This window comes from Acinetobacter sp. FB, assembly GCF_056033405.1.
The window spans coordinates 3012887-3030905 of the sequence record NZ_CM148502.1; the positions used below are offsets into that span (position 1 = coordinate 3012887).

An 18019-nucleotide genomic window follows, 5' to 3' on the forward strand; every position below is an offset into this window, starting at 1 on the left:
ATACTTTACAATAATAGTAAGACATATTTGGATCAGTCTAATGGAATTACGCCATTTACGTTACTTTATTACTGTTGCCGAGGAATTAAGCTTCAGTAAGGCTGCGGTAAAACTGCATACAGCCCAACCCTCTTTAAGCCAACAAATCAAAGATTTAGAGGATGATATTGGTGTTCAATTATTTTATCGCACCAAACGTAAAGTTGAATTGACTGAGGAAGGTCTCGTTTTTTTAGAACAAGCACGCTTAACCTTAACCCAAGCGGACAAAGCCATTACTATGGCGCGACAAGTTGCGGCAGCAAAAGTACAATGCCTAAGAATCGGATTTGTACCTTCTGCTGAAATTAGAATTTTTCCCTATATTTTCCCTAGGTTACGTGTAAAAACTCCTAAACTGCAAATCAACACCTTAAACTTAAAAGAAAGTGATCAAATCGCAGAATTAAAAAAAGGTGATTTAGACATTATTTTTATTAATCAAGACTTTCAAAATGAATATTTTGCCAGTCAATTGGTTTTGAAAGAACCGTTAATTTTTATCTTGCCGAAACAGCATCCTTTAGTGGAGTTTAATGTGTTAAATATTGAGCAACTGAATGGATTAGAACTGACCATCCTATCACATAAACTTTCTCAGCCATTGGCTCAAACGATTCTGAAATACAGAGATCAGCATCAAATTAAATTTAAATCGGTCCACGAAACCAACACGATCGCTGAATGTATTCAAGCAGTACATAGCGGTTTGAGTTGCGCGATTTTACCTTCTTATATGCAAGCACTTGCGACGGATCAAATCGCTGTTCGCCCATTAAACCACCCTCTGCCGAGTCTCGATGTATTTATGAGTTTCCATCGAACTTCACCAAGCCAAGCAGCAGAACAATTTTTGGAAGAAATTAGACAAGTTTTCGAACTAGAACAGTTAGCACTTTATGCAAGCTAAGAAAAAAGCCGATTTAAATCGGCTTTGAGTTTGTCTACTTAGGCTGGTTCACTAAAAAACGCCATAAATTTTTGATAACTTTCACGCTGTTTTACATTTTCTAAATATTGTTCTATTACGGGATGAGTCTGTATTTGACCAATTTTCAACTGCCAAAATAACATTGCTGCAACCATCACATCTGCTGTGGTAAATTGTTGCCCGCATAAATATGGATCAGCCTCATTTAAGCCCTGAATAAAGGCATGATAAGCTTCTTGATAATCACCATAGCCAACAAACATTTTCTGATCAGATTTTATCTCTACACCCAACATTTTGTTAGTCGATGCTGCTTCCCAAGGTCCAGAAATAAACATAAGCCAACGATAGTACAACCCTCGCTTAGTATCATTGAGTGCTGGTGCTAAGCCCTTATCCGCGAACTTATCTGTCAAATATGCACACACTGCTCCAAGCTCATAAATCACTATATCTCCGTCGACTAGAACAGGAACTTTTCCAAAAGGGTTTATTTTTAAATATTCTGGTGCCTTCATTTCTGTCTGGTAAGCCACTTCTATTCGCTCACAGGCAACCCCCAGTTCAATGAGCAACCAATCAACAACCATACCGCGAGACTGAGTATTTGTATAAAATTTAAGTGCCATTTTTCATATTTCCTTGTTTATTGGTGTTATTAAAATTTAATCGTTCTCATTGTCAGTTTTTGTCAGTAGTCGAACGACATACTTCCTGAGTCCACCATTGTTGAAAAAGTTGTTGTTTGAATTGTGGATAGAGTTCTTGGCTTAAACTTAGATTTTGCATACGATCAAGTCGAAAATTTCGGAAATCATTACGTAATTCACACCAAGCAGCGAGCACAATCTTGTCATTAAAATAACCAAGTGCAAACGGCCAAACCGTTCTCGCGCTGGTGCGTTGCTGTTCATCAACATAATCAAAGAAAATTTTAATTTGAGATCGAATCGATACTCTGACTTGCTCTACCAATATTTGATTGACAGGTAACCATACGTTAAATGCTCTTAATGTGGTTTGCTGTAATAAACTTTGTCGATGTTCAGGTAATACCGCATTTAATTTTGCTAACACTGAAATTGATGCTTCATTCAAAGCTTGATCAGGAATACTTTTGAGCCAATATAGGGCTAAAAACATGGCTTCAATTTCATTTTCATTCAAGGTCATTGGAGGAAGCAAAAAATCTTCTTTGAGCTGAAACCCCAATCCTGCCGCTGCATCAATTTGAACGCCCTGTTCACGCAAAGTGTCTATATCACGATAAACGCTACGCTGACTAATCTGCAAACGCTCAGCCAAAACTTGTGCTGTGACTGGATAACGATATTGTCGAAGTAATTGTAATAAATTCAGTAATCGAATAGAACGACTCATGCTATCCCTATTTTTATTATTGATGATGAGAAAATCAGCTTTCTCACCATCTTATCTTTGCAAATAATGTGAATCGCTTAACTTTCAGTAATCGCTGCACGTTCTAAGATAGTTTGCAAATAAGCATGTAAATCCTGCACATTATGGGCAATCGTTAAAGGCTGGTATTGTTGCAAAGTTTCAATACTATGCACCCCATAGCTGACGCCAATACGTGGCATATTCAGATTTTCTGCCATTTCTAAATCGTAACTGGTATCCCCCACCATAATGGCGCATTCAACTGCTACATCCAACTCAGCAAGAATCTCCTGCAACATCAATGGATCAGGTTTAGACTTGGTTTCACTTGCTGCACGGGTAATATCAAAAATCTGATGACTATTGGTTTGACTTAATACACGATCTAAACCTTTACGACTTTTACCCGTCGCAACTGCAAGCTTGATCCCTTGTTGTTTTAAGTCAGCCAACAACTCTGCTACACCACTAAACCATGCATCGCCTTTTGAATTTGCAACATAATGATCTGCATAGCATTGCAAAATATCTTGCTGCAAATCTGGAACCTGCGGAAATAAGATTTGCATGACTTCAGGCAAACCTAAGCCAATAATACTTTTTGCGGCATCATCCGTTAAAGGTTGTTCAAATTGCTGTGCTGCATATTGCAGACTTGCTACGATTTGCCCAACCGAATCGAATAAAGTGCCATCCCAGTCAAAAATCACAAGTTCGATATTTTGAATCATTTCTGCTTTCTCAATTCATTGATCACTTGTTGCATATCTTCTGGCATTGGCGCTTCAATGCTTGGATAGTTTGGAATGTCTAAACGCATGGCATGTAGGCATAAACGACGTGCTTCAGGGCCTTTATAGTCTGTGTTATGTCCATATTTATCATCCCCAACTAAAGGATGACCAATACTTAAACCATGTACACGGATTTGATGGGTACGTCCCGAAAGCGGCGAAGCATGTACCAAAGTCGCTGTCTTAAAACGTTCAACCACTTTCCAGTTGGTCTTGCTTGGCTTGCCTTCTTTGGTCACACGAACACGACGTTCGCCATTGGCCAACTCATAACGCAATAAGGGCGCATCAATCAGTTGCTGATCCAAACTGACTTGTCCTTTGACAATCGCCGCATACGTTTTTTGAATTTTATGCTCGCGTAGTAAATCCTGAAGCAGTTTTAAGGTACTACGTTTCTTACTAATCATGACCAAGCCCGAAGTGTCGCGGTCAATGCGGTGAATCAGTTCCAAGTATTTTTTACCTGTCGCGGCACGCAAGGCTTCGATTAAACCATACGCCACACCACTGCCGCCATGGACGGCAATCCCAGACGGTTTATTCACCACTAATAAGCCTTCATCTTCGTAAACCACACGACTAAGCAGGCTTTGCGCCACGCCATCACTCACTGGTGCCGCGCTTTCATCCTTTTGTTCATAACGAATTGGTGCAACACGAATCTGATCGCCAATATTCAAACGCGTTTCTGCTTTTATTCTTTTTTTGTTTACACGTACTTGTCCTTCACGAATCAAACGGTAGATTCGACTCTTCGGTACACCTTTTAATCGGGTAAATAAAAAATTATCTATTCGCTGCCCGTCTTGATGCTCATCCACGTCAAACCAAGTGACACTTTGCCATTGTTGTGTAGAATTCATACGCTCGATTAATCCAAGATTTGCTAAATATGATTAAAAATTGATCATTTAGCTAAGTTATTTCACAAGAAACCTAAACTTAGCCCATAGGCAGATGCCGCAAGGTTTGATATATTCAGCGCACGGATACCACCGTAAGTGAGCATCAGATCAGAAATTTTATTTAGATAAAATTTTAAATCGACGAGATATTCACCAATAACTCGGATAGGTCCTAAAGAATTATGCCGACGCCGAAGGCTTATTATATCGGCAAAATGGCAAACTGTTGCGTTTAATTGTGCATCAGCACATACAGTTTGTTCAGAAAAAATATGTTGCCAACAAATTTGTTGGTTATTAAACGTAAACTGATCCACATCAGACAATTTGCTCCCTGATGTCGCATTCAGGCTAAAGCGTTGATGCATTGGAACTGCTAAGCAGAGATACGATGATCATTCCGTATCACGAGACTTCCAGATGGATCGACTTCAATGCTTAATGACAGTGAAAGTCACCATCCAATGCACCGCTCACCCGCCAGTGAAGCGTCTAGGAACTTTGATTATGCTGGGTCTAACGATATTTCACAGATGCAAAACATGGATGAAATATCATTAGACTGAAGATTAAGGCACTATTGCTGACATCGAAATAAACGTATCAAAGCACAAACTGAATATTTACAGTCAGTGGTTTCAGAGCATCATGTACAAAGCTGCTTCTGAATCTTGATCGCGCCAATTTGATGTTTGCTCAAAAGTATCGGGCTGGTTGTTTGTGTGCATCACTATTAGGTGTCACACCCATGAAACGTATGTTGATTAATGCAACCCACGCCGAAGAAGTTCGCGTTGCACTGATTACTGGTAATCGTCTTTACGATTTCGATTTAGAAAATCGTACTCGTGAACAAAAAAAATCAAATATTTATAAAGGTCATGTCACTCGCGTTGAACCTTCTTTAGAAGCAGTTTTCGTTGAGTACGGCGCACAGCGTCAAGGCTTTTTATCTATGCGAGAAATTGCAAACTCGTATTTCAAAGCGGATCCTCGTCAAACTTCAAATATTCGTGAACTCATCACTGAAGGCACAGAATTATTGGTTCAAGTTGAAAAAGAAGAGCGTGGCAACAAAGGTGCTGCGCTTTCTACTTTTATTTCTCTTGCAGGCCGTTATTTAGTACTTATGCCAAACAACCCGAAAGGTGGCGGTATTAGCCGTCAGATTTCAGGTTCTGTGCGCGAAGAACTCAAAGAAATTCTATCTTCTTTAAATGTACCTCGTGGAATGAGCGTCATTGTTCGTACTGCGGGTATTGGTCGTACACAAGAAGAATTGCAACTTGATTTGCAACATTTACTTGACCTTTGGGCTCAAATCCAAGGTTCAGCAGGTTCTGGCCCATCACCAATGTTAGTTCACCAAGAAGCAGGTGTAGTGACACGTGCGATCCGTGATTACTTACGTGATGATGTTGCAGAAATCCTGATTGATAGTGAACAAGCTTATAACGAAGCCTATAACTTCGTAAAAGCAGTCATGCCACGTCAACTTGATAAGTTAAAAACTTATACCTTGAATGAGCCTTTATTTGCTCATTTCGGCATTGAAAGCCAAATCCAAACCGCTTATGAACGTGAAGTTAAACTTCCGTCTGGTGGTTCAATCGTGATTGACCAAACCGAAGCATTGGTTTCAATCGATATTAACTCGGCGAAATCAACACGTGGCCATGACGTTGAAGAAACTGCGTTAAACACCAACTTGGAAGCAGCTGAAGAAATCGCACGTCAACTTCGTTTACGTGATATTGGTGGTTTAGTCGTGATCGATTTTATCGACATGACCAAAGACCGTAACCAACGTATGGTCGAAGCGAAATTACGTGAAGCAACGCAAAGCGATCGTGCGCGTATTCAATTCGGTCAACTGTCACGTTTTGGCCTCATGGAAATGAGCCGTCAACGTTTACGCCCTTCTTTAGAAGAAGCGACTGGCTACGTTTGCCCACGCTGTCATGGCACAGGTATGGTCCGTGACTTACGTTCACTCTCACTTTCAATCATGCGTAAAGTTGAAGAAATTGCTTTACGTGAGCGTCAAGGTGAAGTTCAAGTTGAAGTTCCAGTTGAAATCGCAGCATTCTTATTAAATGAAAAGCGCCACAGTCTGGTATATCTTGAGCAAACATCAAATGTTCGTGTGACCATATTGCCTCACCCGCACTTAGAAACACCACATTATCAAATCCAGTACAATCCTGATGGCTTTGCTCCATCAAGTTATGAACGTACTGAAGCAACCCGTTCAAGTGAAAAAGAATTGGGGTATGAATCTTCTGAATGGCATTTAGAAGAAGCAGAGCATCACCATGCAGCACCTGCACAAAATAATGCAGCTGCACAGCAAAAGAAAGCAACTCAACAACAAGCTGCTCAACCTAAGCAAGCACAACAAGCTGTTGCACAAAAGTCAGCAAGCCCTTGTGCATGGTTAGAAAACTTATTTGTTCAAAAACAAGCACAAACCACTGACCAAGCGCGTTCTGCACAAAATGCAGCAGCAGCCATTGAGCAAATGGTAAATAATGGTGCTGTAAGCCGTGGTCAATTTGGTCAAGTGAATGCACCTGCTGCTATCACTGAAACTGCAGCACCAGCCGTAAATAATGCTTATATTTCACAATCACCAGTGAAACAAGAAGCGCGCGAAACATTTGAGAAAGATGAAAAAGCTCATCGCCCAAATCAATCGCAAAATCCAAAGAAACGTAAACATAAAGAACAACGTGAACACCATTCACATGCACATGAACAACAAAATCAAGTGCAGGAAGAAAATGTTCAAGTTTCTTCTCGTCAAGAGCAACCATCACGTCAAGAACAACGTGAGTTAAAGCGTCAGCAAAAACGTCAGCAACCACAAGAACATCAAAACCAACAGCAGCACCAAGATGCTGGACATGGTAATGATACAAACGCGTTGCCACGTCGTGATCGCAATAACCAACAGCGTCCAAATCGACCAAACCGCCATCGTGACCAAAGTGTTTTAAATGAAACTGCTGCGGCTACACCTGAAACTGTAGCGAATCCTCAACAAATTAAAGTTGATGTGATTGATGCACCTCGCGCAGAACCAATGAACACAGCGTTGATCGTAAATATTGATCAAGGCCAGAGTGAAATTGTTGCATTAAATCAACAACAGGCTAATCCAGTTACAAAAACTGAAACAGCACCTGTTGCTGTAGAGCAAGCTGAAGTCCTTGAACCTGTCCAAACAGAACAAGTGGCTACAGAAGTTGAAGAAGTGACCTCAACTGAAGCTGCTCCAGCACCTGTAAAACGTGCTAGCAATGATCCACGTTCACGTCGTCGTCATCGTGATTCACAATCATCGCCTAAAGCCGTTGTGCCTAAAGTTGTACCGTCGCAAATTCCAACGTTAGCTCAGTACACGATGAGTAGTCTGATTCGTCATGTATATGGTGAAGACTGTACTATTTTGATTGAGCAATTCGGCTTAGTGACAACATTTAATCGTGCATTACAAAAGTTTGCTGAACAATATGCAAACACTTTAGTGGTTGAAACTGTTGCTGAAGAAAAACGTCCCGTAACCCGTGATGCTGAGCTTCCAACTCAAAAGCAAACTGAAGAAGTTGAACCTGCACCTGTATTAGCACTAACTCCACCTGAAGCACCTGTTACTCGTGTTGCAAATGATCCACGCGAACGTCGTCGCTTGGCTAAACTTGCCGCTGAACAAGCTAAGGAAGCTCATATCGCTGCAAATACGACTGCTGTACCTGTTGAAAACACTGAATCGAAAGAAGAAGCGCCAGAAACAGTCGTTAATATTGTTGCAGATGAAACAGTAGCCACAGCCACCACTCCAGCGCAACAACCATTAGAACTAGACAGTACTGATGTTACGCCAGCAGAAGCTGCACCCGTTGAAGCTTCTGAGCCAGTAACATCGACTGAAACAGCTGAAGCTGAAATCGTAGCTGAAGTGGTTTCTGAAACGACTGAAACTATTCAAGCTGTTGAAAAAGCTGAGCCGACTGAAGCAGAACTAGAGGATGATGCAGCGAAGGCAGAAAAGGAAAAATCTAGCCGCCCTCGTCGCCCTCGTGGAAGACCACCTAAAAAGAGCACAACTGGCAATGAATAATTTGCTAAATTGCACTCAATAAGGCAAAGCCTAGTCATTTCGATGACTAGGCTTTTTTGTTATTTTGTCAGATTAGGTTGATTGCTCTAGGAACTTACCAGTAAAAACAGCATCAACAACAATGATGTTAATGGTTGTGTTCTAACAGATAGCCATTTTTGGACTGATCGAAAAATAAACAGGATTGATATGAGCCAAACTACGCAGACCGATATTATTACCCTTAGTGATGTTGCTACTAGACTTCCAAACTTCATCACCAAAGTACCTCATATCCTCAATGGACTTAAACAAGCATATATACGAACGCCAACTTCACCTGCTGGTTTAGGCATTGCCTTTGAAAAAGCAGTCAAGCGTAACCCTCAAGGCATCGCACTGTTATTTGAAGATCAAAGTTACAGCTACCAAGCACTGAATGAATGGGCTAACCAAATTGCGCATTACTATTTATCGCTTGGTGCTAAAAAAGGTGATGTAATTGCAGTGATGGTTGAAAACCGTCCTGAACTGATTGCTACGATTGTTGCTTTAGCTAAAATTGGTGTCACGATCGCACTCGTAAACACATCACAAGTCGGTAAGGTCCTTGCTCATAGCATTAATTTGGTTAATCCAATTGCAGTGATTGCAGGTGAAGAAGTCCGTGCTGCGATTGATGAAGCTCGCCCAGAATTAAAAGTGCCACAAGATCGTTTCCACTGGTTTGCTGATCTAGAAACACGAAAAAATGCAGGCATTGCACCTAAGGGTTATGTGAATCTGGCACAACAAATTGATCAATTTCCAAAATTTAATCCATCTACAACGCGTACAGTAACGGGTAAAGATGGCTTATTTTATATCTATACCTCTGGTACAACGGGCCTACCAAAAGCTGTTATTTTCACACACAGCCGTTGGACTCTAGCTTACGGTACCTATGGACATATCCTTAACCTCGGTAAAGATGATGTTATGTACGTTACCTTACCGCTTTACCATGCAACGGGAGTTGTGGTGTGCTGGTGTGGTGTAATTGCAGGTAGCGCAACACTTGCAGTACGTCGTAAATATTCAACTAGCGCATTCTGGAAAGATGTTCAGAAGTTTAATGCTTCAGCGATTGGTTATGTCGGCGAGCTTTGCCGTTACCTCATCGATGCGCCTGCAACTGAACAGGATCGTGCTCATCGTGTCACCAAAATGATTGGTAACGGTATGCGTCCAAACATTTGGGGTAAGTTCAAAGAACGCTTTGGCGTGCAAGAAGTACTTGAACTTTATGCATCAAGTGAAGGCAATGTTGGTTTTAGTAATATCTTTAACTTTGACAATACAGTTGGCTTCTCTCCTACTCCATATGCAATTGTTGAATTCGATAAAGAAAAGAATGAGTTGGTTCGCGATAAGAAAGGCAACTGTAAAAAAGTCAAAACAGGTGAAGTCGGCTTACTCGTTGGTAAGATCACTAGCCGATCACCCTTCGATGGCTATACAGACCCAGAAAAAAACAAATCTGTGATTTTAAAAGACGTGTTTAACAAGGGTGACTCATACTTCAATACTGGAGACTTGGTTCGTGACATCGGCTTCCGTCATGCGCAGTTTGTAGACCGTTTAGGTGATACTTTCCGTTGGAAAGGTGAAAACGTTTCTACAACTGAAGTTGAAAACATGGTCTGCGAATATGAAAAGATCGCGGAAGCTGTGGTATATGGGGTAGAGATTCCAAATACCAATGGTCGTGCAGGTATGGCGGCAATTACTTTGGTTGATGGTGCAGAGCTTAACGAAACTGATCTAAGCGCTATGGTGAATGTATTTAAAAAATGCTTACCATCATATGCAATTCCAGTATTTTTACGCATTCAAGCCAAAGTAGAAACAACTGGAACATTTAAATACCAAAAAAATAAACTGAAAGAAGACTCATTTAATCCGAGCAAAACATCTGAACGTTTATTGGTTTTATTACCAGGCACAAACAGCTATAGTGATGTAAATACTGAAATCTTTGATAACATTCAAAGCTATCAGTACCGTTTCTAGTTTATTTTTTAGCTAAACAAGAGGAAATCGTGCTTTTTATAAACAATCATGCAGATGTTTTTAAATTTCCTCTTGTGTTAGCTGAATAAGTTGCTAGAATACGCAACATCAAAACGAGATGGGTCGTTAGCTCAGTTGGTAGAGCAGCGGACTTTTAATCCGTTGGTCCCGCGTTCGAGTCGCGGACGACCCACCATCTAATGTTTTGAACCCTTATGGGTCGTTAGCTCAGTTGGTAGAGCAGCGGACTTTTAATCCGTTGGTCCCGCGTTCGAGTCGCGGACGACCCACCAGATTCTAAAAAACCTCATCATAAATGATGAGGTTTTTTATTTTGTGCGAACTATCTTTCTAAAAGATGACAACAACTAATAGATTACTTTAAGCATCCTTGCTCAAAGCAATCTTACACCTAAATTATAAAAAACTTTCCAACACCGAATTTAAAAAGATATGTCCCTGCTCTGTGCAAGCAATTCGATTCACATCAGCGACCAAAAGTTTTTTGTCACGTAATTGATTCAGCGTCTCATTGATATCTTGCAAATCAAGCCCTGTGCGTTGAGCATAAAATTCTGCATCTATCCCATCATTTAAACGCAAAGCATTCATCATAAATTCAAATGGCAATTCATCTGCTTCGATACGTTTCATTTGCACATGTTCAGCAGGTACTTTAGCCAAATAATCTTTTGGCAGCCGCGTCTTTTGAAAACGATAAATACCCTCTGGGCGAGTCACTTTGCCATGTGCACCTGCGCCAATCGCTAAGTAATCACCAAATTTCCAATAATTCAAATTATGTGCTGAGGGTTTTTCTTTACGCCATGCTGAGACTTCGTAATTGATATAACCATTCGCTTTTAAATAAGCTTCACCCAATTCTTGGATGTGTTCTAAAACTTCATCTTGTGGCAATACGGGTTGGGTTCTAAAGAACACCGTATTTGGCTCAATAGTCAGTTGATACCAACTAATATGTGTTGCACCATGTTCTACAGCTAATCTAAGGTCTTTTAAAGCCTGTTCTTGCGTTTGCTGTGGTAAACCATGCATGAGATCAACATTAACGCGCTCAAAGCCTGCTTGACGCGCTTGTTGGATTGCATCTAAAGCATTATTCGCTGTATGAATACGACCCAGTCGCTGTAAATGCTCAGGATCAAAACTTTGTACACCTAATGATAAACGATTGATGCCAACGGCAAGATAATCCGCAAATGGATCATGTTCAACTGTTCCAGGATTGGCTTCCAATGTGATTTCACAATCTACTTCAAAGTCTAATCGCGCCTTTAATTGACTAAATAACCACTGATAACCTTGTGCTGAAATTAAAGACGGCGTTCCACCACCAATAAATACGCTATGAATTGACCGACCTTGCGCCATTTCAATTTGAGTCTCAAAGTCAGCCACCAGTGCCTCAAGATATTGTTGCTCTAAATCCACAGACAATTTCCCATCAGGAACAGCATGTGAATTGAAGTCACAATAAGGGCACTTACGCACACACCAAGGCATATGGATATAAAGTGAAAGTGGAATATTTGCTGGATTTAAATGACTCAAAATAGAAGCTCAACAACAGAACCCTTTTATTTTAACATGACTCTATCAATCCGCTTATTATCATCACTTCACTATTCGGTTAGACTGAAACAACGAAGAACAATTAGATTGATAAAATGATCAAAATTACCAGCCAATTGCTATTTATTCTTCCTCTTGCATTAGGTGTCGGTATTGCAATGGCATTTCAAACTGCAATTAATTCACAACTTAGAGAACATTTACACTCACCTCTTCAAGCTGCCTTATTATCTTTTTTGGTAGGGACAGTTGTGCTTGCATGTATGGTTTATTTTCAAAGCACAGCAAAACCTAGTCTTGGAGAACTATCCCAAATTCCATGGTTTCTGTGGGTGGGTGGATGTCTTGGGGTTTATGCCATCAGCATGAGCATTTATACTGCACCCAAACTAGGTTTTTTAACTTTTTCAGGCTTAGTTATTTTCGGCCAATTGGCCATTTCAATGTTACTTGACCATTTCGGCTGGTTAGGTACAGAAAAAACACCTGTTAATTGGCAACGTCTTGTCGGCAGTATTGTCATTTTTATTGGTGTGATATTCACTCTACAACGCTAATTCTCCCTCAATTCAATAAGAGTATTTTTTGTGTCTCACGCGACAACCAAGCGGTTTGAACTTAAGCAATTATTTCATTTAATGTTTCCGATCTTAATCACCCAATTTGCTCAAGCTGGGCTTGGTCTTATTGATACCATCATGGCAGGTCATCTTTCTGCTGCTGATTTGGCAGCGATTGCTGTCGGTGTTGGTTTATGGATTCCAATTATGTTGTTATTTGCAGGAATCATGATTGCCACAACGCCTTTAGTCGCTGAAGCACGCGGTGCAAGAACACCAGAGAAAATTCCGACTATTGCACGTCAATCCTTATGGGTTGCGGTCATCCTCGGCATCGTTGCTATGTTGATTTTGCAATGTATGCCGATGTTTTTACCTCTCTTTGGAGTACCTGCAAGCTTACTACCCAAAGCAAGCCTATTTTTACATGCGATTGGCTTTGGTATGCCTGCGGTGATGATGTACGCAGCATTACGTAGTTATTCTGAAGCCTTAGGACATCCACGACCTGTGACTGCAATTAGCTTGATTGCCTTATTGGTCCTGATTCCACTGAACTTTATTTTTATGTACGGTTTTGGACCTATTCCTACTTTAGGGAGTGCGGGTTGTGGCTTTGCAACAGCAATCTTACAGTGGCTGATGTTTATTACACTGGCGATTTATATTTCAAAAGCTAAGGCTTATAAACAAGCGCCCATTTTCACAAAATGGGAAAAAATTGATCCTGTATGGGTAAAACGCATCTTAAAGCTGGGTCTGCCGATTGGTTTAGCTGTATTTTTTGAGGTGAGTATTTTCAGTACAGGCGCGATTGTCCTGAGCCCACTCGGTGAAAATGCGATTGCGGCGCATCAGATTGCAATTTCTGTGACTTCACAATTATTTATGATCCCATTATCTCTTGCTATTGCACTCACGATTCGTGTGGGCACTTATTATGGAGAGAAAAATTGGTATGCGATGCGCCAAGTTCAAAAAGTAGGCTTGATTAGCGCAACCGTTTTTGCTGCTTTGACCATGACACTGATTGCCGTAGCGCGCCCCTATATCGTGGCAATCTATACCAATGATATTCATGTCATTCCTGTCGCGATGTATCTCTTGTGGTTCGCGATGGCGTATCAACTAATGGATGCTTGGCAAGTAAGCGCTGCAGGCTGCCTACGTGGCATGCAAGACACGCAAGCACCAATGTGGATTACCCTTATGGCATACTGGGTCATTGCTTTCCCAATAGGCTTATATCTGGCGCGTTATACGATTTGGGGGGTTGCAGGTGTTTGGTTAGGATTGATTATCGGTTTAAGCATTGCCTGTGTATTCTTAATTGGTCGTTTATATTTAAACAATAAACGTTTAGGACAAATGATTAACGCTAAGCTTTAGGAAAGATCTGCTTGCAATATCGAGGGAGAACACAGTTCTCCCCTACCATCGTCATATGTGTACAGGCGAACTGCGTTCGCCTATGTAGATGATTATCACCTTTACAGTTAATCTTTGAGTAATAACCAATCAGCCCAGTCAACGCCACTTACTCGGATATGATTACCCATGCTTTTACTTAAAACGGCACTGGGATCATCATTAATATTGCCATACATACTCCAACCACTCCCTAAGTGTTGACCAAGTGCAATCACTTCAATCACGAGTGCTGACCAAATAGCCTTTTCCTCATGTCCAAATTCCAACGTTGCCATGTAACCGCCTTTATTATATTTTTCAATCTTTAAGCTTATTGGTACTCTTTCAAATACATCTATACATTGCTGTATGATCTTTTGAGCAGAACGTTCTGATGTAGCATTGACATGTAATTTCCAGATCGATTTTGGCATTTATATATCAAAACTTATATTTATAGAACATCTAAATATCTTATTACACGACTTAACATTTTGTTATAGGCAATTTAAGTTTTGTCGCCTATGATCAGGGTATCACTTTGAAACTGAATCGAATGAGGTCAAGCGAATATGGCAAAGCATGCAAGCTCTCCCAGTAGACGTTTTTTAAAACTGGCTGGTATGACCGCAAGTATTGCCAGCAAAAGCGTTGCTAACTCCATTCGTAATCTCACGGCAGATGAAGAACAAAAAAACGCAGCACGCAGCCAACTATTTCAAGATATTGGCTTACAGATTGCCGATACATTGGGTGAAATGAAAGGTGCTGTGATGAAAGTCGGGCAAATTGCCTCACAGTATAAAGACATCTTTCCACCCGAAGTGGCGAAAGCAATTGCTAAATTACAACGCCAAGCCCCTGCCATGCCTTTTACTGCGATCCAGCAGCAAGTCGAAAAAGAGTTAGGCAAACCCTTAAACCAAATTTTTAGCTCTTTTGAAACCGAACCATTTGCAGCAGCTTCGATTGGTCAAGTACATCGTGCGGTACTTCCAAATGGGCAAGCAGTTGTGGTGAAAGTACAATATCCAGGGGTTGACCAAGCTTGTGAAAGTGACTTAAAGCAAGTCCGCCTCGCATTACGCTTAATGGGCGTACTTAAGATTGATAAGAAGCTACAAGATCAACTATTTCAAGAAATTCAGGACAGCCTTTCTGCTGAATTGAACTACGAAATCGAAGCACAAAACCTAGAGGTTTTTAAAATTTTTCATGAGAAGTTGGATGATCAAATCATCATACCAACCGTCTATAAGGATTATTCGTCTCGCCGCGTACTGACGCTAAGCCTTGAACAAGGTGATTCCATTGAAACTGCAAGTACATGGTCAGTTGAAACCCGTAATCAAATCGGTCGTCGTTTGATTCGCGCTTTAGGACAAGAAATGTTTTTCTTGAAGCGTTTTCATTGTGATCCACATCCGGGCAACTTCGCTTTCCGTGAAGATGGCAGTGTGATTATTTATGATTACGGTAGCGTCAAAACACTATCCCCTGAAATCATTCAACACTTTAAAGCATTGGTCAATGCAGCTCGCCAAGAAGATATTGCTCAGGTTGAAGATTTATTGGTTGAACTGCATTCGATTGCTGAAAAGCAGAAATTTCCAACTGAACTGTACACGCAATGGATTGAAATTCTATTACGCCCGTTAAGTACACATTATGACTTTGCCGAAAATTCATCGCATCACGATGGAATGCGACTTGTTAAAAAATCGCTGAAATATTGGGATGTATTTAAACCCTCTCCAGATACGCTCATGGTCAATCGTACGATTTCAGGACATTATTGGAACTTGATTCACCTTAAAGTTCACGACAATTTAAATGATTTATTTGAAGAGCTTGTTCCAAATTACTAAAAAACCACCCCCTTTATTTTGAATAAAAGGTGGGTGAAATATTTTACCTACAATTTATAGATCACTCACTTGAAAGCATTAGAATTGACTCTATATATTGTTATGTTATAACATATCCTAAAAATAGGAGTCATTTAAAATGCGTAAAGATATCCATCCTGCTTATCAACAAGTCTTGTTTCATGATACCAATGCTGATGCCTACTTTTTAATTGGTAGCACACTACAGACCAAACAAAGCAAAGAATATCAAGGGAAAGTCTATCCATACGTTACCCTAGATATTTCAAGTGCATCGCATCCGTTTTACACAGGTGAAGTACGCCAAGCAAGTAATGAAGGTCGTGTTGCCAGCTTTAACAAACGCTTTGCACGTTTTAATCGCAAAGGTTAATCTTGCTTTAAGTTTCATTCATTAAGCTATTAATATTGGAAGTCTAAGGTTATATCTCCTCCGCTTAGACTTCTTTTTTTTATGTCTAGATTCTATACATCCTAGCGATCAGTTGATTTACCCACCATGCCAAATTCAATCGGTGTTTTCACATAGAATAAAGAAATCTCTTTACTATTCAGATAACTCAATAATTCGATTGACTGTTCAGAGCTTACTGCAAATTGAATTTGTATAGGTCGATCCGCTAATTCAAAGAAACGAGCAGAATGAAATAAACCTTGATGATCAACACCTTCCAAACCCGCTAATACTGTCGCCCCACGCAAACTCATTTGACTTGCGACTGCCAACAACCATTCGCTAATCGGTTGCCCCTGAACATTATGGTTTTGTGTTGTATAAAAAGTAATTAAAAATCCATTCATTTCATCACTCCTTGGCTATGTAGCACTAAGCCATTGATGCAAGCTCATACCTAAGATGGTAAACAGCAATGATCCAAGCACATGAATCAAAATCGCAGCACAGGCATAACCCAATTTACCACTTTGCAATAAGGTAATAATCTCAGCCGAAAATGTTGAGAACGTGGTCAATGCACCACAAAAGCCCGTGATCACGAACAGTTTGTAATTGGGACTCAATGAGCTTTGAGAAAAATAGGAAATTGCAAAACCAATAATAAAGCCACCAACAAAGTTGACGGTGACCGTTCCTAAAGGAATATTGGGGAAAATAGGATTCAGCTTTAAACCCAAAAACCAACGCAACCATGCACCTAATACCGAGCCAAGTGCGATTGAGAGTAAAGGATAGTACATGATTTACTCCACACACTGCGCTGGAGCTAAAATGATATTCAGCATGAGTTTATAGCTAATTTTCTGAAGATTTTTCATTTGCGAACTCCAAAATGGGAACAGAGCACGCACAAACCTACGCCCCTGTTCAGGGTAACGTAGGCATCATTAGCCAAAACGGCGGTTTGCAATAGGAGGAATGCCATCTCCTTTGTTCTAAAATAACATAATTTTTAGACAACTCAACTGCTGTGTATAAACACAAAGTTATCCACAATTTATTGAGATTCTGGCAATACTTTTTCTCCCACCACGTAAAACTCCAGTTTAGGAACCACAAAAGTAAAAGCTGTGGCATTATCATCTAAACCAAATTGTTGCAACAATTGAGGAGTCTGTAATTTATCGATCTCAGCAGCCTGAATTTGTTGAAATTGCACAGGCATGTTGATATCTCCTTGCGACATCTGAGTCGGTTGGTCAACCCATTCAGCCCACGCATGATCTTGATCCACCAAAAATTGAACGGCCTCCTCCCATGAGGAAAATAAGCTTTGCCAAGCCTCAGGTAAACGCTTCTGCATGGTGATGTGTATATCACTACTAAAAGAATAATCTTCATCCATGCGAATACAAGTATGAATCGCGTTTTCATCTCGTTGATGCTGAAAATTTGGCGCACATTGCGCAGGCATCACATCACTGGCAAGGCGACCACCGATCGCATACAAAGCTTGATCAACGATCACTTGTTCAAAGATTACGGTCTTGGGCTTTGATTCATTTAAATAAAAGCGCCAATTACTTTGCCGAGGTGAAGGCATTAGCTGGCGTAGTTTTCCAAGAAAAGTAAAGCCAAAATGCTGGTGCTGATAAGTTAAAATAGTAAAGATAGTTTTGCCCTGCTTTTCCCACAACACAACAGGATCTGGATAACGCTGGCGAACTTGCTCAGCATCCACCAACCAAGACAAATAAACCACATTGCTCACCTGACTTTGTAAACGCATAAAAGGAAGTATGCGCATCATCATACGACGGAGTTGCAAAACAAAACGACAACTTAATATCGGCGCGAAAAATCGCAATGTAGACCATGGTGAGGACCACTTTAAACGGTGTCTATTCATTATTATTCAAAAGATTCATGCTCGCTTTGAGCAT

The 18019-nt window shown here is 40.5% G+C and carries 17 protein-coding genes, 2 tRNA genes and 1 riboswitch; of the genes, 9 read left to right on the top strand and 10 right to left on the bottom strand.

All coding sequences use genetic code 11. From position 1 onward, the window contains the following. Positions 1-40: 40 nt before the first annotated feature. Positions 41-949 carry a LysR substrate-binding domain-containing protein gene (locus tag AC0JIQ_RS14355; RefSeq protein ID WP_474202036.1) on the top strand — a complete coding sequence of 303 codons (909 nt, stop codon included), beginning with the start codon at positions 41-43 and terminating at the stop codon, positions 947-949. A 38-nt stretch (positions 950-987) separates the two neighbouring features. Here the strand turns inward: AC0JIQ_RS14355 and AC0JIQ_RS14360 are convergent, their stop codons facing one another. The 5 genes from AC0JIQ_RS14360 to AC0JIQ_RS14380 form a co-directional block, all read right to left on the bottom strand. Then, positions 988-1599 carry a glutathione S-transferase family protein gene (locus AC0JIQ_RS14360; RefSeq protein WP_474202037.1) on the bottom strand — a complete coding sequence of 204 codons (612 nt, stop codon included), beginning with the start codon at positions 1597-1599 and terminating at the stop codon, positions 988-990. Between the two features lie 52 nt (positions 1600-1651). Beyond that, the gene (locus AC0JIQ_RS14365; protein WP_474202038.1) at positions 1652-2350 is read right to left on the bottom strand and encodes a helix-turn-helix transcriptional regulator; all 699 of its coding nucleotides are present in this window, start codon (positions 2348-2350) and stop codon (positions 1652-1654) included. Between the two features lie 77 nt (positions 2351-2427). Beyond that, entirely contained in the window at positions 2428-3102 is a 675-nt protein-coding gene (locus AC0JIQ_RS14370) for an HAD-IA family hydrolase (protein ID WP_474202039.1), read from the bottom strand. Further along, positions 3099-4031 (bottom strand): RluA family pseudouridine synthase, encoded by a 933-nt coding sequence (locus AC0JIQ_RS14375; RefSeq protein ID WP_474202040.1) that lies wholly within the window; start codon positions 4029-4031, stop codon positions 3099-3101. Before AC0JIQ_RS14375 ends, AC0JIQ_RS14370 begins: the two co-directional genes overlap by 4 nt. Before the next feature lie 62 nt (positions 4032-4093). Further along, positions 4094-4441, bottom strand: a complete 348-nt coding sequence (locus AC0JIQ_RS14380; RefSeq protein ID WP_004659153.1) for a hypothetical protein — start codon at positions 4439-4441, stop codon at positions 4094-4096. Positions 4442-4821: 380 nt separating this feature from the next. Here AC0JIQ_RS14380 and AC0JIQ_RS14385 point away from each other — a divergent pair, with 380 nt between their 5' ends. The 4 genes from AC0JIQ_RS14385 to AC0JIQ_RS14400 all read left to right on the top strand — a co-directional run bounded on the left by AC0JIQ_RS14385 (position 4822) and on the right by AC0JIQ_RS14400 (position 10520). Continuing rightward, entirely contained in the window at positions 4822-8196 is a 3375-nt protein-coding gene (locus AC0JIQ_RS14385) for an Rne/Rng family ribonuclease (RefSeq protein ID WP_474202041.1), read from the top strand. Positions 8197-8385: 189 nt separating this feature from the next. Beyond that, a complete protein-coding gene (locus tag AC0JIQ_RS14390) occupies positions 8386-10227 on the top strand; it encodes a long-chain-acyl-CoA synthetase (RefSeq protein WP_241283324.1) in 1842 nt (613 codons plus the stop codon). Between the two features lie 120 nt (positions 10228-10347). Continuing rightward, positions 10348-10423 (top strand) — tRNA-Lys (locus tag AC0JIQ_RS14395). A 21-nt stretch (positions 10424-10444) separates the two neighbouring features. Further along, positions 10445-10520: transfer RNA gene (locus AC0JIQ_RS14400), tRNA-Lys, on the top strand. A 124-nt stretch (positions 10521-10644) separates the two neighbouring features. Here the strand turns inward: AC0JIQ_RS14400 and hemW are convergent. Beyond that, positions 10645-11799, bottom strand: coding sequence for a radical SAM family heme chaperone HemW (gene hemW / locus AC0JIQ_RS14405; protein WP_474202042.1), 1155 nt, complete (start codon positions 11797-11799; stop codon positions 10645-10647). 116 nt (positions 11800-11915) lie between these two features. Here hemW and AC0JIQ_RS14410 point away from each other — a divergent pair, with 116 nt between their 5' ends. Continuing rightward, complete coding sequence (locus tag AC0JIQ_RS14410; RefSeq protein ID WP_474202043.1) at positions 11916-12377, top strand: DMT family transporter; 462 nt, start codon at positions 11916-11918, stop codon at positions 12375-12377. Positions 12378-12407: 30 nt separating this feature from the next. Continuing rightward, on the top strand, positions 12408-13769 hold the full coding sequence (locus AC0JIQ_RS14415) for an MATE family efflux transporter (RefSeq protein ID WP_474202044.1): 1362 nt from the start codon (positions 12408-12410) through the stop codon (positions 13767-13769). A 107-nt stretch (positions 13770-13876) separates the two neighbouring features. On the opposite strand, the gene AC0JIQ_RS14420 is transcribed toward AC0JIQ_RS14415, so the two are convergent. After that, on the bottom strand, positions 13877-14224 hold the full coding sequence (locus AC0JIQ_RS14420; RefSeq protein WP_474202045.1) for a hypothetical protein: 348 nt from the start codon (positions 14222-14224) through the stop codon (positions 13877-13879). Positions 14225-14362: 138 nt separating this feature from the next. On the opposite strand from AC0JIQ_RS14420, the gene AC0JIQ_RS14425 reads away from it, so the two are divergent. Next, complete coding sequence (locus tag AC0JIQ_RS14425; RefSeq protein ID WP_346511292.1) at positions 14363-15658, top strand: ABC1 kinase family protein; 1296 nt, start codon at positions 14363-14365, stop codon at positions 15656-15658. Positions 15659-15797: 139 nt separating this feature from the next. Further along, on the top strand, positions 15798-16052 hold the full coding sequence (locus AC0JIQ_RS14430; protein ID WP_005218504.1) for a type B 50S ribosomal protein L31: 255 nt from the start codon (positions 15798-15800) through the stop codon (positions 16050-16052). A gap of 101 nt (positions 16053-16153) precedes the next feature. On the opposite strand, the gene AC0JIQ_RS14435 is transcribed toward AC0JIQ_RS14430, so the two are convergent. The 3 genes from AC0JIQ_RS14435 to AC0JIQ_RS14445 form a co-directional block, all read right to left on the bottom strand. Further along, positions 16154-16480 carry a DUF190 domain-containing protein gene (locus tag AC0JIQ_RS14435; RefSeq protein ID WP_474202046.1) on the bottom strand — a complete coding sequence of 109 codons (327 nt, stop codon included), beginning with the start codon at positions 16478-16480 and terminating at the stop codon, positions 16154-16156. Between the two features lie 15 nt (positions 16481-16495). Further along, positions 16496-16876: a fluoride efflux transporter CrcB gene (crcB, locus tag AC0JIQ_RS14440; protein ID WP_004659163.1), complete on the bottom strand. Its 381-nt coding sequence runs from the start codon at positions 16874-16876 to the stop codon at positions 16496-16498. Between the two features lie 131 nt (positions 16877-17007). Then, a riboswitch (Fluoride riboswitch) is annotated at positions 17008-17074 on the bottom strand. 59 nt (positions 17075-17133) lie between these two features. Further along, on the bottom strand, positions 17134-17985 hold the full coding sequence (locus tag AC0JIQ_RS14445; RefSeq protein ID WP_474202047.1) for a DUF2071 domain-containing protein: 852 nt from the start codon (positions 17983-17985) through the stop codon (positions 17134-17136). Positions 17986-18019 lie beyond the last annotated feature (34 nt).

What these genes read in the sequence shown, in the direction of transcription:
- AC0JIQ_RS14380 (WP_004659153.1), bottom strand. Translation starts at nt 4,441, where the DNA reads ATGCATCAACGCTTTAGCCTGAATGCGACATCAGGGAGCAAATTGTCT.
- AC0JIQ_RS14425 (WP_346511292.1), top strand. Translation starts at nt 14,363, where the DNA reads ATGGCAAAGCATGCAAGCTCTCCCAGTAGACGTTTTTTAAAACTGGCT.
- AC0JIQ_RS14370 (WP_474202039.1), bottom strand. Translation starts at nt 3,102, where the DNA reads ATGATTCAAAATATCGAACTTGTGATTTTTGACTGGGATGGCACTTTA.
- crcB (WP_004659163.1), bottom strand. Translation starts at nt 16,876, where the DNA reads ATGTACTATCCTTTACTCTCAATCGCACTTGGCTCGGTATTAGGTGCA.
- AC0JIQ_RS14365 (WP_474202038.1), bottom strand. Translation starts at nt 2,350, where the DNA reads ATGAGTCGTTCTATTCGATTACTGAATTTATTACAATTACTTCGACAA.
- AC0JIQ_RS14375 (WP_474202040.1), bottom strand. Translation starts at nt 4,031, where the DNA reads ATGAATTCTACACAACAATGGCAAAGTGTCACTTGGTTTGACGTGGAT.
- AC0JIQ_RS14355 (WP_474202036.1), top strand. Translation starts at nt 41, where the DNA reads ATGGAATTACGCCATTTACGTTACTTTATTACTGTTGCCGAGGAATTA.
- AC0JIQ_RS14410 (WP_474202043.1), top strand. Translation starts at nt 11,916, where the DNA reads ATGATCAAAATTACCAGCCAATTGCTATTTATTCTTCCTCTTGCATTA.
- AC0JIQ_RS14420 (WP_474202045.1), bottom strand. Translation starts at nt 14,224, where the DNA reads ATGCCAAAATCGATCTGGAAATTACATGTCAATGCTACATCAGAACGT.
- AC0JIQ_RS14390 (WP_241283324.1), top strand. Translation starts at nt 8,386, where the DNA reads ATGAGCCAAACTACGCAGACCGATATTATTACCCTTAGTGATGTTGCT.
- AC0JIQ_RS14360 (WP_474202037.1), bottom strand. Translation starts at nt 1,599, where the DNA reads ATGGCACTTAAATTTTATACAAATACTCAGTCTCGCGGTATGGTTGTT.
- AC0JIQ_RS14385 (WP_474202041.1), top strand. Translation starts at nt 4,822, where the DNA reads ATGAAACGTATGTTGATTAATGCAACCCACGCCGAAGAAGTTCGCGTT.
- AC0JIQ_RS14435 (WP_474202046.1), bottom strand. Translation starts at nt 16,480, where the DNA reads ATGAATGGATTTTTAATTACTTTTTATACAACACAAAACCATAATGTT.
- AC0JIQ_RS14445 (WP_474202047.1), bottom strand. Translation starts at nt 17,985, where the DNA reads ATGAATAGACACCGTTTAAAGTGGTCCTCACCATGGTCTACATTGCGA.
- AC0JIQ_RS14430 (WP_005218504.1), top strand. Translation starts at nt 15,798, where the DNA reads ATGCGTAAAGATATCCATCCTGCTTATCAACAAGTCTTGTTTCATGAT.